Raw genomic sequence first — 13,223 nt, 5'->3', positions numbered from 1 at the left:
GGATCTTTAGGAGAAGGCGATCGTTTTGTACTATCATCGAGATATAAGAATCAAATGGTGTTTGGTGGATTCAGGATTTAAGCCCAGAAGAATGGTGTAAACGCTGGCTTTGTCTTCAGGTGATAAAGAACTGTCGTAAGAACAGGAAAAAAATAATACGAGAACATACCCTGTACTGGGTATTTTTTAGATAATCGGAAGGAAAATTCAAGATTTTTGGTTTGAATAGCCAAAGAATTGGTAAGCTTTTGCCGAAGGATGAGCGGAATTCATTTAAGTTAAATAATTGTGTTTTTAATATCCTCCCTCGTCGATCCATTGTAAAGAGAGTTAATTCTAGGAGAAATCTCTTTTAGTTTCTTTAAACTAAGTTTGCTCTTAAGGACAGTTCGCCACTTAGCATACCTCAGATTTTTCTTGTTTGTAAGAAAAATACCCAGCCGAATAAATAATAGCTCAAGGTTCATATAAAGCGCAACGCAGTAAGCAAATGGAATAAAGCTTATCGATAAGATGATTGGCAGAAGAAAGGACTTAAGGTTTGGATTGGTAGCAAAACCTCTGAAATCAGCCAATATACGTTGAAGTGAAATTCCAAGCATGGCAAATCCGAAAACAACCAAAACCCAATCAACTAATGACTTTACTTTCTGTGATTGTTCCTCCCTGCCAGCAACTACTTGGATCATCGTAAGGAATAAAATAATGGGTAGGAGTAGTAGTTCAGTTATCAATCCAAATTGATGAAGATTTACAACGAACTCTAGGATCAAAACTAATTTCAAATTATCCCAAAGTATGTTCTTGAAGAAGTCTTTTTCTTTATCTGCTTTGGTAAGACTGATAATAACTAGAACTCCCGAGCCTATGAACCAATATATAGAATCTTTTAAAAGTGAAAAATTCCAAATTTTAAGTTGGTGTAACAGAAAAATTATGAAACTGGAATAAAGAAATGCCAATAAGATGACAAACAGAATACGAGAAGCGAAGAAGGCTTTTACCACATTACCAAACAACATTCGAGTTTTCGTATTAAATTGGAGGCTTAGGATAATTAAAAATATCCAAATGATTGCAGCTAGTTCTCTATTGCTGATTATAACTTGAAGTTCATGAATGTTAAGACTCAAAGTAAATCATATTTTGTTTTACTGATACAGAGAATGACTTGTCAATATTTACAAATTATCTCTAACTCGTGATGCTTTACTACTTCTGATAGCCTCCTCAATTTCTGACTTTGACCTAAAATCGCCTGCAATGTTAATAACTGTAGGCAAGGTTGGGAGCCTCAAATCGAAATGCCTTTTTTCTTCAAATTTGAAATAACTAAAATGAGTTATATTGGTTAATCTATGATCAATATCTTCTTTATCGACTGGACTTGTAAGTAGAAATCCAAATGGCGGAAATGCGATTTCTGTGATCATTATTGGTTTTGGACCTTTGTTGAAATTACCAATGTATGATTCAGAGATGTATCTTAAATTCTCATCTATTTTGAAATAGGCCCAAATTTTATATTCATCTGGCAAAGGATAACTTCTTTTATCCAAAACAAACTTAACCAGCTTCGAATGCCTCTTTCTGAAATCCGAATCATTTATAGCAAAAAACATCGTTATTATCTGCTTAGAAATCTTTAGAGGGTATAATTCATTTGGGATATAAAGAGAGGTTTTCCCTTTAGCTCTTTTTAAAATGTCCATGCTATAATGACACCAGTCCGAGAATGAACCTGCATACCAGCCTCCTGTATTATTATTACATTTACCGCATAATGTTGAGAATGTTACACCACCTTGGTAAATCCTCTTAGTATTGGGAAGAATAAGAGGATTATCAGCCCACTGATTGTCTGTATAGAGATATTGTGTCCATCTACCTTTATTAAAAGCACTTCTAGGAGGAACGTGTTCTTTGCTTAATTCTGAATAATCTCCACATATATTGCAAATTCCCATTTTACTGCTCACCCTTCCCTCCTTTCACTAAGATTTGTGCGGGTAAAGTTCGGAAATCCAGGGCTCTAGCTTTTTGCTCCATGATCATAAAACATCTTACAAAGAATGATACTTTGGTAGCTGTTATCATTTTCCTATCAATCTCGAAAACTGTTGACGATTTAAGAATTGTATTCACTTGCCCGGCTTATGCTTATGTGGCTTCAATGAAGGGATATTTCCAGGAGTTTTCTTGTTATCATGCTGTCTACGATCTGGCTGACCGGTTGACTTGGCAATTCTCTTTGGTCCTGGCTTGATTCCGTTTCTGGTTTTCATGCTCGTTTTGCTTAAAGTTATAACACAATAAATCTATCCATTACCATCAGGAATAACTAGTTGAAAAATCGAATTTGACGCAAAATGTCAGGAATTATTAAAATACTTCAAGTTGTTTCCAATCAAGGCTTTTCAGGCAATTCACTTTCTCTACTCTTTCCTAATCTTTCAAGTTTCCCAGATCCAAATTTGTTCCGAACCCCACCTATTGAATCTAATTCAACAAGCGAGATTTTGCTCAAAATTAATACCCTCCGATTTTGTCCTTTCTGGAGCCAACAGAAATCCGTCTTTTGAAACAAAATCAAAAACACTCATGATAAGCTAGAATCAATGATTTTCAATGTCCTCTGACTTGTAAACATTGTGTCCTAACCTTACTCAGAAGTTTGATTTATGTTTCAGGCAAATTTAGGAGAAATGGAAAAGAGAATCATTTTAGGAATTTTAAGCTACCTTATAGGAGGGGTTGAAGCACCTTTAGTCATATCACTTATTCTCCTTTTCATAAAACTTCTATATCCATTCTATGAAACCTGGAAGAATAATGACACTAAGCTTAAAGAAATAAAATCCAAAGAACGCATTGAGAAAATGAAGTTGAAAGCCGATAGAAAAAAGAGGAAATCTGCCAACTAAACTCCGGAACCTAATATCTCAAAGCATCTATACTCGTCCTTCCAAATTATCACAAAACACCTTTATCGTGCATCAATGTTTTTGAAAGATTTCGATTAAAACAACATTTTGAAGCCTTCCTATTTAGCACTTTGAAACCTCACTCCTTTTCACTCTACTATTAAAATCAGCTTAGGTGAACACATACCCCTCAGGGAGTATATCTATCCTACCTCCTATGTAATCAGTAATTTTCACAAGCTCTTCACACCATAAAAAATATAAAAATGTCCAATTTTTTAATTAAAAAAGTGGACAATTTAACATTGACTCTAAAAATAAAAAATTATTCAAACTAAGCCATCATCCGCTCCAACTTCTCCTTCCATTTTTCCCAATCAGGCATATAACGGGATTGAAGTCTGAAAAAAGCAGGAGAATGGTCCGGGTGAACCAAATGGCATAGCTCATGAATAATGACATATTCTATGCATCCTTTGGGTGCTTTGATCAACTCAGGATTTAGTATTATTTTTCCTTTTGGAGTGCAGCTTCCCCATCTCAAAGCCATATCTCGTATGACCACTGAATCTGGAGCCACACCTTCTGATCTAAATTTTAGAATTAACTCAGAAGCAATTTTCTCAAATTTCTTCCGAGCTAGTTGTAGATACCAAGCCTTCATCAATTCCTTCACTTTACCACGATCTGTAGTCTCTACACGAATTTCTCCATGAAGTAACTTCACCGAATCCTGACTTGCCTCTTCTATCATCAATCGGTACTGCCTTCCCAGATATAGATGAGTCTCTCCGCTTACATAGTTACGCTCTGTTAGTCTCGGCTGGAATGACAAAAAGAAACTCTGCTGCTTGATAATCCATGCAGCACGTTTTTGCAAAACCTGTTTGATCTTTTCTCTGTTGGCAGAGGCAGGTGCTTTGACCAAGACTTCGGAGGTAGGTGTGACAGTTATTCCCAAGGTTTTCCGATCCGAAAAACTCACTTCATAATCGATCACCCTAGAACCAAACTGAATTGAATCTTTCATGATCGATAGCGTTTTTTGGCAACGGCCAAGATTCTTTCAGCCAAGGAATCGATCTCTGAGTAGGAAATCTCCCTCGCATGTTTATCACGGACTTCATCTATCAGGTAGTCCCCTATCTCGATAATAAGTTTACCGGTAATCTCTCTTTTGGACTCCCACTCCACAATAGGACTCTGCCCCTGACCAAACACCTCCGCTTTTATAAGCTGATTTATTTTCAATGCAGAAGTTTCGCAGATAGACTTTAGCGCATCGGTGTTGGAAATCTTTTCATCCAAAAACTCCTTGGTCAATCCATAAAAAGCAGCTGCCACCGACTCGTCCTTAAGCAGCTCGGGAATGTCCGAATCTGTATGATTGAGCACCGCATCCATGACATTTTTTGTCTTTTGAAGATATTGGGTTTCCGAAATCCTCCTCGCCTCATAATCGGCAATTGTTTGGGATAAGAGTTGAGAAAACTTCTTATAAAAAGCGGGATCTTCATCCATCTTTTCGGAGATATATTTGGCTGTCCGGCTTGCGATTTTATCTGCTTTCGCCGCCTCTCCCACCGTCTTCTCAACTTCACTAGCAAAACTGTCTTTGTCAAAAATATTGACCAAATCAGTAATGGGCTCTACCTCCTCTGCAGTCACATGAGTATCCAGCAGTTTTTGAATCTGCTCTTCATATCGACTGTAATCTATCCGGTCAGAAAACCTGGCAACAACTGCGACACGTAGCTTCATAAAAAAAAGCAGATCGGATTTGTACCGATCGATTTCCTTTGGGTCAGTTCTCTCATGAAAGGAAATGGTCGAAAGAGCAAGTTTCAAACTTTTACCGTAAGAAGTGAGCTTGTCATAAAAAATCACCCTAACTGACTCGTCACGCAAGATAAGCTGATAAGCCTCCGCATCCCTTGTGTTTTTTACACTTTTAAAAATATCCCAAAGTTCAGAATGCCTCTGCGGAAGTCGGTTGATCTCTACCTCTATATTCACCAGTGTTCCTTCCATATCGAGCTCATCAAACTCCTGAAAAGCAGCATACATCTTCAATGCATCGTCCAAATTTTCAATGACTCCATAATAGTCTATCACAAATCCGAAATCTTTACCTTCTTCTACTCGATTCACCCGGGCAATAGCCTGGAGCAGTTTGTGATCTTTGAGATTTCTGGTCAAATAAAGAACCGTGTTTTTGGGTTCATCAAAGCCCGTCAACAACTTATCTACGACAATAATAATTTCTGGATCAGGCAGGTTTTGAAAGCGACTGATCACTTGGCTCTCGTACTTTTTGGCAGATCCATGCTCCTGCATCATCTTTTTCCAAAACCTCTGCACTTTGTCACTGCTTTGCTCATAGGCATTGTCTTCTCCTTCCCGATCATCAATGGGTGAAATCAAAACTTCAGAGCTTACCAGTCCTATTTCATCTAAGATCTCTTTGTATTTGATAGCACTTAGCTTTTTGTCGCAGACCAACATACCTTTAAACCCTGTTCCTTGCCAATTGTCCCTAAAGTGTCTACTGATATCCCAGCAGGTCACATAAATTCTTTGCTCAGCAGAGTTGATCTGGTCAGCACGGCTAAATTTCCGCTTGAAATCAGCCTTTTCCCTATCATTAAAAGGTTCCGAAACCATATCAAAAAATCTATCTAGAGGGCCTGAATTCACTTTTAGATATGGCAATCTCCCCTCATACAAGAGTGGGACGACCGCCCCATCTTTCACGGCTTCATCTACAGTGTAGGCATCGATCATTCCCCCAAATTTGGCAGCTGTACTCTTCTCTTTCTTGAAAAGAGGAGTACCTGTCATCGCAATAAAACATGCATTTGGCAGGGTCTTTTGCATTTCGATATTGAAGGTTCCATGCTGGGTCCGATGTCCTTCGTCTATCAAAACAAAAATATTCGGATTTTCCAGCGGCTTTTGAATCTTCTTTACCGCAGCGGTGAATTTGTTGATTATCGTAGTGACTACAGCATCACTTGGACTTTCGAGCAAATGTACCAGTTGCGTTCCAGTCGAAGCATTATTGACTGCCATCCCACATTTTCGAAACGTACTGGTAATTTGTCTGTCCAGATCCGTCCGATCCGTTACCAAAATGATTTTTGGATTCAAAATGCTTTTTTCCATGGCAATCGCCTGCGCCATCATGACCATCGTAAGAGATTTACCACTTCCCTGTGTATGCCAAATCACCCCACCTTCTCGTCGATCCCTACCTTTTGCATCTTTTACTAAAACCTTAAGACGTGCCAATGTCTTCTTGACTGCAAAGTACTGCTGATATCGGGTGACCTTCTTCGTACCACCATCAAACAGAATAAAGTTGTATATCAAATCAAGAAGCCTCTCCGGTCGGCATAGATTGAATAAAAACGCATCTTGCGCCGTAAATTGTACTTCTTCCTTCTCCAAGTCTTCAAAATATCGCTTGACATAGGAAAAGCGATCCGAAAACAGTTTCTGGTGTGCGGTAGGCTCTAGTTTCTCTTTTTTGATTACCCTTAATTGATCCTCATATTCCTTCCTTTTCAAATCGGATGAAATCTTTTCTTTCCACTGCGCCCAAAATTTCAACGGAGTACCATTGGTAGCATAGCTTGTTTCTTGGTTTGCCAATGATACCAGCAGCTGGGCATACACATAAAAATTTCTAATCCCGTCCTCCTGCTGATTTCTCAAATGTTGGGAGATAGCCTGCTTGATCGGCTCCTTCATGTCCGGTCGCTTACACTCTAGGATCACAATGGGAATTCCGTTGATAAAAATCACTAGATCCGGAATGTAATGATCTTTGCCGTTGCTACGTAAGACTTTGAATTCTTCTGAAACCTGAAACTTATTGTTTTGGGGATTTTCCCAATCGATGTACTGTAGGGTAAAACTTTTCCGATCTCCATCCACAGTCTGCTCCACGGCCATTCCCAAAGTCAGCAGGTTATAGATTATTTCGGTGGAATGGATATAGCCTTCGTTCAAAGGAATCTCCTGAAGTTTTCGGATTCCGTTTTCAATATTTGCTTCGCTTATGTAAGTGTTACGACTGGAACTGACTTTCTTTTCAGAATTAATCAAACGAAGTTGCTTTCGAAGTACCTCTTCCAGCAAAACCTGGGTAGTTTTTCCTCCACGCAGTTTCATTGCTTCCTCTTCCGGCAGGTACTCAAACCCAAGTTTGCAGAGCCATTGTATTGCAGGAATCTGTGAAATATGATCTTCTTTGAAACTGGGTGTATCCATATGGCTTGTTAAAAAAGGTTAAAATCTGAGCTGTTTTCTTCTCTAATTAGACTGATTTTAAACAAAAACTGTGAAATTATTGTGTAATTCATGTGAAATGATCAAGTTTGCATTGTCATCGCCCAAAGGGTGAAAGACCTGGTTGCCCGCAGATCCGTAAATGCGGACCGCATTCATCGAAATGCGGTTTTCTTTTTTATAGCCCATGGTAATCCCTATACCTTTTTAAATAGGTTCTTCTTTCCAATACATCCACTTTAAAACCAGTGACTACTAACAAGTCACTTCCGATTGGTTTCAAAACCACCATAAAATCAGCTTCTTGAAACCAGAAGTGCTTTTTCAATACTCCCTTATTATCTGTGAATTCATAATACTTAATTCTAGGATCTTCAAAATGAAGTAAAATGGGTTTTATCCAATGGAGGCAATTTGTCCTAGCCGGGTCAAACATCCTTTGTCCTTTCATTTTGCTTTCCCTGGTAATCAGGTGCACAAACGTCTCTGGATACCCTCTAAATTCCCGATTGAAAGATGGTTTATCCACGACTTTCACTCTTCTACCGTCTATCTCAAATGGCTCATCAATAAAATCATTTTGAAAAATTTTCAGTAAAACGTCAAGCTGGTCTTTGGTAAGTTCTTCATATCCCAAGTCATCAAATAATTCTTCCAGGTCATCTAAATCCAACATCACTTCAAATTCTTGGGTTGATGATCAAAAATATTGAACTTCTCCTCCCAAGGCTCTGTCCCTTCATCCAATGAATAACCTGACTTATTCTCCAAATAATCAATTATTTCCTTTTTCACCTGCGACGCGCCTTTTTTAAGATGCTCCCCTCTTGCCTTGTAGGTAATAGCACCAATAAAAAGGTCAGTTAGCTGCATCAACTCATTCTCATCGGAATGGATGTGTTGAAAATGAGTAAATGGAGAGTTTCCAGCATATTTGTTGACAAAGACCCGTTCTATTTGTTCTAGCTGCTCCCGTCCCCTGGTATCTTTAATATCCATAAAAACGCGATACTCATTTTGCCGGGGTGGATTTGTCATGGAATTCAAGACAAAATAAACCAGCTTGTAATAGTAGCTGTTATGATCTCCTTTGTTGAAATCCTCATGATGCAATCGATCCTTATACTTCATCAGGAGGCATCTGAAAAATATCGGCTGATCAAAGAAGAAATCTATCAATGTGCGGTACATCGGCATTCTGGAAATAGACAGCTTATTCCACTTGATCTCAGTAGGTGATTTATAATGCAGCTTGATGGATTTGATTCCCGCCTTGATGTCTTCGTAATCTGTCGCCTCAATCTTCAGATAACCGATACACATAACAGGAAATCCATCATTTTCCAGATGGCAGCTTTCGTCTATGTAGATGTTTTTAATGCTCATATTCCAAAGACAGCTTTTACTTTTGTTTGGCTAATTTTTCAAATTCACTTTCTGATAGACAACATTCTATCACAACCTTTCCACTTCCACAAAAACAAGTATCCTTTTTACTTAAATAGGTTTTCCTTACGATAAAATCACCTGATTCACCATCTTCAAACTCTACTTTTTCTCCTTGTGATGCTCTGATAAATTTGTCCATTTGAGATTTAGCATACTCACGTTCTTCCATCGAAAGCTCCCTACTCTTGAAGTTAGAAAGCGGATAATTCAAATATCTCTTCCAAATCTGAAATGTTAACGAAGCCTCATTAATTGGAGGTATGGAAGCAAATTTCCTTTTTTCCTCCAATTCCTTCTTATCAATAAACTCTACTATATTTCTTAAATCAATTTTTAAATCTTCCCCAATGACAAACATTTGATCCTTTCTAATAATCAATGGAACCAGCTGCTTGTGAATTTTATCATTCGATGTAAACACATTACAGAATGGAAGATAAAAAAGGTATTCCAGATCCACTTTATTCGTAGGTCTAACACCGATTAATTCGTTCTTTAAACCAAACAAAAACAATAAATCAACCTTCAAACAATGGATTGAATAGGGTAAGTAATTACGTAAAATTGGCTTTTCGGCTAAAACCCAACTATTAAAGAGTTTTACACCATCAATATCACCTCTACTGTAAAAATCAATAATGTGAGCTAAAAGCTGGTCTTGGAAGTTTGGGTTGGAAATTATTTCATCAACATATAAATCTAAATCTTTCAAAGATTTTAGTTTAGGGATGGTTAAGTTTTTAAGAATCTTTTGAAGATTTTTAAGGACATCTTCTTGAGTAGTTGTATCCCTCCAAATTTTGGATAACATGTGGTCTGCCTCAGAAAAACGACCATCTTTCCATTTGTGAATAGCAACTTCCTCTTCAGTCTCCTTAACAATGAAGCCTTTGCTTCCATCCTCTGCTTGAACCAATTTCTCCATTTGTAAGAATGGTCTTCCATCGAGCGGAATCTCACCTCCAGTTAGTTCAACATGAATTAGACTTTTATAATAACCATTTACCACACTTTGCATAGGAAAAAGCTTTTTTGAAAAATCACTTACAATTTCAACAGCAGATCTTTTCTCTGGATCAAAGTCCTTTTTAAGATCACCCAAGATTTCCATTACTAAAACAGGCGCAATATTATGCTTATAATAGCGACTAAGTTTTTCTAGCTCAGTAAAGCTTAACGATTGAAATGTAGACTTATCGACAATTATTGTTATCATGTTTATTAGCTCGATTCAGAGTTTTAAATATTTTTCATCTAAGCTATTTAATTCAAGCATTGCCATGTATTAAATCTGAAATTTCTACAGCAATCTCCTCTACTGTGAATAATGATGTGTTTCTAGCAACTCTATCCGCTATGGAAGGTGAAAAATCCATAACTTCCTTTTTGGTTATTTCATGCCATATAGGAAGAAGAACCTGCTCACCACTTACCATCCGTGTGATAATCCCATCAAGCTCATAATTTGTCCATCCTTTTTTTATAAAATTTCTCGATAAAACCACTATTCCAAACCTGCTTTTTGCTAAACCTTTGTCTATTTTCTGCCTTAAGCTATCACCTATTTTTAATTCAAAATCATCATACCAGACTTTCAATCCAGCATCGCGTAAAGCAAACGCTAAGGGTTTAACCACAGAATCCTTGTCGTCCGAGGCATGGGAAATAAAAACATCAAATTCCCTTTCATCATCCTCAACAATACCAAAAGGAGTTTCATTTCTGCCCTGAACTAATGATGGAACACTAGACAAAGGAGTTTCTTGATAAGTAGGAAGGGCAGATGGGAGTACTTTTACGCTAGCATTTGTCGTTCCTCTTAATCCCTTCATATCTACCGTCACGTACCAATGTCCCGAATTTGGAACACCTAGAACTACTGGAGATCTTTTAATAAGCCCACCAACGTATCTATAACTACGCCCACTTTTATAATTCGAGTAATTAGAACTATCCATTAAACAAACATTCGCAGCATTTCCAGAAAGAGTAACCTGAACTCTTTCTCCTCTTTTCAATTGCTTGAGATCATAAACTAAATATTTCATAAAATCTAAATTTTAACCCTCACATTCCCTGTCATCAACTTCTGCATCATCCCCTTTTTCTGCTCCCGCAGCTTTTCCGCTTTGGTCTTAAGCAGGTTGATTTCAAAATCTGCTGTTTGAAGGACTTGGGCAATGGCAGTTTGTTCTTTCATTTCAGGGATAGATATTTTCAAGGAAAAGAAATCTGATTGAGTCACGTTAAGCAATCCATGAGCCCTTCCGCCTTCATGCGCTATTTTGACTAGGCCTTTATCTAAAAGGTTCGCATTAAAAAACTGCTCAAAAAAGTCGGGGTCTGCACTTCCTTCATTTTTAATCCCAAAACATATGTAAAGTGTAGTCACAACCGCTTTATCGAAATCGTTCAGTCTTTTAGTTGCGCCCCAAGGATAACCATTAGAATAGCTTTTATTGTAACAAAACTCTCCTCTGTACACTAAAAAATAATTATCAAGGATCTCACTTGCTATATTTTTTTTAAAAAAATCCTTTTGCTTAACAAATCCTCTTTGAGCAGAAATAGTTACAACATTTGAATTACGCTCTTCATTTTTTCGAGTAACTCTATTAAATAAATCTAAAAGTTGAAACTCCCTCCACTCCCCACTAAACCCCTTCAACCGTTTCTTACCATTCAGCAGATTCTGCATCAGCCATTTCTTTCGAAGTTCCTTTTGGGCTATCAGTTTCTCGAAGGTTTGGATCACTTGATCAATAGCTCCTAAGATTTCAGCAATCTTCTTTTGCTCGACAAGTGGAGGGAGAAGGATTGGTGTTTCTTTGACCTGGGAAGAATTTATGGATGCAATACCAGTTGTTTGTTTAGCCGAATTAAGAAAGTAAGTTTTCGCTTTATGGCTTTGCAAGTAATTGAAAAGGTACCACGGATTCAATTTTGAGTTAGATGCCCGAATCCTGAACACATGGTTCTGAAATACCGGCTTTGAAATCTGTCCCTCCCAAATACATCCTCTTCCGAGCTTATCCGGATCGCCACCTTCTGTAATGAGAATGTCATTTTCCAAAATGGAATACCTTTCCAAATCAGAGGTAGGTATCTCGATTTCCTTAATTTCCGAAAGATCAAAATATCCATCTTTCACATTTGCAACTCTCAAATAAGGATGAAAAACCGTATTGACGTTTTTATATATTTTCCCCTTTGATAACCCCTGTTGAATCCCAGACAAAGAACCTAAGCACTCCAATTCCCAACCAGTGGGAACCTCAAACTCCAAACCTGCTTTTTTTACTTTATCGCTCACCATTAGCCTCCGTATACCTTTAAGTAATCTCCATTAATTTTATCAAATAGCATCTGGATCATTCTTTCCATTTCACGCATAGACAACTGGCTCTCCAGCTTAAATACTTCTTTGTCCACATGGATCACCCAAGCAGAAACTAAATCCATTTGATCTTCAAGTTCAAAAAATTGCTTTTTAATAATAATGTTGGTTTGAGCTCCCCAGATCTGATGGTCACCCCTCACTTCTCTAACTAGATGGTATTTGATTCCAGATTCAAAATCATCTGCTCCATATTGCTCAATCTGATCCTTAAAAAAGTTCATGCCCGTGGACAAATCAACACTTTCTAAATTCTTTCTTTTGGTAAAAAAAGTATATTTGATGTCTTGCTCCCGGATTCCATAGGTTTCAATCAAACGAGTCTCCAACATCACCAAAACAGATTCCATGTCCTCATGAATCCACTTTTTCGCCGCATTGTCTCTTGTCTCAGGTAAATAAAGATCACCTTTTACCTTAAAACTCCCATCAGGTAAAAGCCAGCATTCCAGCCATTCAAGACCTTCATCAGAATTCAGCTTTTTGCCTATAGTCTTTCTTTCTTCCTCATACACTCTTTCCCAATAATCCCACTCCTCTCCCGGCACCTCAATCAATGCAATCTCCCGATAAGGCATATCCAAATATTCCGAAAAATTCTCATTGATTCGAATGATATCGTCCACTTTCAGACTATTGAGGCAATCCCCACTTGAAATTATATTTTCAATTTCAGTGAGTTCCTGTAAAATATATGACTCAAGCTGTTCATCAGGAAAGGCAGAAATTTGTTCCAAAAAAATCTTCCCTTCTTCAACGAGATTTTCCTCAAGTGAATTAAGATCAGGATTCTGTTTATGTTGAAATAAATGATTCTCTTCTAATTCCGATCCTAAAAAATAGAATTTCAGTAACTCTAAATCTGAAGGTTTTAGCTTCTGAACAAAGTCCTTAATAATTTTTCTAACTGGAATCAATTCATCAACAGGAAAATCCCCAAAATCAACTACTCTTCTATAAATACTTCCAGCCATACCCGAAATCATTGGAAACTTCACTCCATCCTCTACATACCAATCAACGATAAGTCGGCGAAATAAGGGCACCAAAATCAATCTGGCCTGTTTGTTAATCGCAAATGTCCATGCCGCTCTCATTGGCACTTGATGGGGAGTCCGAACCCCAGACTTGAGTCTAATATGGTGAAATTGGCTCATCCT

General features: G+C 37.7%; 12 protein-coding genes. 1 reads left to right on the top strand and 11 read right to left on the bottom strand.

Annotated features, from left to right (window positions below; translation table 11 throughout):
* Positions 1 to 278: 278 nt before the first annotated feature.
* The 3 genes from ABJH64_RS15470 to ABJH64_RS15460 all read right to left on the bottom strand — a co-directional run bounded on the left by ABJH64_RS15470 (position 279) and on the right by ABJH64_RS15460 (position 2,285).
* The gene (locus ABJH64_RS15470; protein ID WP_348273721.1) at positions 279 to 1,133 is read right to left on the bottom strand and encodes a hypothetical protein; all 855 of its coding nucleotides are present in this window, start codon (positions 1,131 to 1,133) and stop codon (positions 279 to 281) included.
* Positions 1,134 to 1,181: 48 nt separating this feature from the next.
* A complete protein-coding gene (locus ABJH64_RS15465) occupies positions 1,182 to 1,979 on the bottom strand; it encodes a hypothetical protein (protein WP_348273720.1) in 798 nt (265 codons plus the stop codon).
* 162 nt (positions 1,980 to 2,141) lie between these two features.
* On the bottom strand, positions 2,142 to 2,285 hold the full coding sequence (locus ABJH64_RS15460; protein ID WP_348273719.1) for a hypothetical protein: 144 nt from the start codon (positions 2,283 to 2,285) through the stop codon (positions 2,142 to 2,144).
* A 420-nt stretch (positions 2,286 to 2,705) separates the two neighbouring features.
* Between ABJH64_RS15460 and ABJH64_RS15455 the strand changes: the two genes are divergently transcribed.
* Positions 2,706 to 2,924, top strand: a complete 219-nt coding sequence (locus tag ABJH64_RS15455) for a hypothetical protein (protein ID WP_348273718.1) — start codon at positions 2,706 to 2,708, stop codon at positions 2,922 to 2,924.
* 334 nt (positions 2,925 to 3,258) lie between these two features.
* Here the strand turns inward: ABJH64_RS15455 and ABJH64_RS15450 are convergent, their stop codons facing one another.
* The 8 genes from ABJH64_RS15450 to ABJH64_RS15415 form a co-directional block, all read right to left on the bottom strand.
* Positions 3,259 to 3,954 (bottom strand): SprT family zinc-dependent metalloprotease, encoded by a 696-nt coding sequence (locus ABJH64_RS15450; RefSeq protein WP_233757777.1) that lies wholly within the window; start codon positions 3,952 to 3,954, stop codon positions 3,259 to 3,261.
* Entirely contained in the window at positions 3,951 to 7,199 is a 3,249-nt protein-coding gene (locus ABJH64_RS15445; protein ID WP_348273717.1) for an HsdR family type I site-specific deoxyribonuclease, read from the bottom strand. Before ABJH64_RS15445 ends, ABJH64_RS15450 begins: the two co-directional genes overlap by 4 nt.
* Positions 7,200 to 7,395: 196 nt before the next feature.
* Positions 7,396 to 7,893: a hypothetical protein gene (locus tag ABJH64_RS15440; RefSeq protein ID WP_348273716.1), complete on the bottom strand. Its 498-nt coding sequence runs from the start codon at positions 7,891 to 7,893 to the stop codon at positions 7,396 to 7,398.
* Complete coding sequence (locus ABJH64_RS15435; RefSeq protein WP_348273715.1) at positions 7,893 to 8,603, bottom strand: DUF3800 domain-containing protein; 711 nt, start codon at positions 8,601 to 8,603, stop codon at positions 7,893 to 7,895. The genes ABJH64_RS15440 and ABJH64_RS15435 overlap by 1 nt, the downstream gene beginning before the upstream one ends.
* Positions 8,604 to 8,619: 16 nt before the next feature.
* Entirely contained in the window at positions 8,620 to 9,882 is a 1,263-nt protein-coding gene (locus ABJH64_RS15430; RefSeq protein WP_348273714.1) for a hypothetical protein, read from the bottom strand.
* A 52-nt stretch (positions 9,883 to 9,934) separates the two neighbouring features.
* Positions 9,935 to 10,714, bottom strand: a complete 780-nt coding sequence (locus tag ABJH64_RS15425) for a DUF1883 domain-containing protein (protein WP_348273713.1) — start codon at positions 10,712 to 10,714, stop codon at positions 9,935 to 9,937.
* 5 nt (positions 10,715 to 10,719) lie between these two features.
* The gene (locus ABJH64_RS15420) at positions 10,720 to 11,982 is read right to left on the bottom strand and encodes a restriction endonuclease subunit S (protein ID WP_348273712.1); all 1,263 of its coding nucleotides are present in this window, start codon (positions 11,980 to 11,982) and stop codon (positions 10,720 to 10,722) included.
* Positions 11,982 to 13,220, bottom strand: coding sequence for a hypothetical protein (locus tag ABJH64_RS15415; protein ID WP_348273711.1), 1,239 nt, complete (start codon positions 13,218 to 13,220; stop codon positions 11,982 to 11,984). Before ABJH64_RS15415 ends, ABJH64_RS15420 begins: the two co-directional genes overlap by 1 nt.
* Positions 13,221 to 13,223: the final 3 nt, after the last annotated feature.

Source organism: Algoriphagus sp. (assembly GCF_039969895.1).
In the GTDB taxonomy this organism is placed as follows: Bacteria; Bacteroidota; Bacteroidia; order Cytophagales; family Cyclobacteriaceae; genus Algoriphagus.
This window is presented reverse-complemented; position numbering and strand designations above follow the sequence as displayed.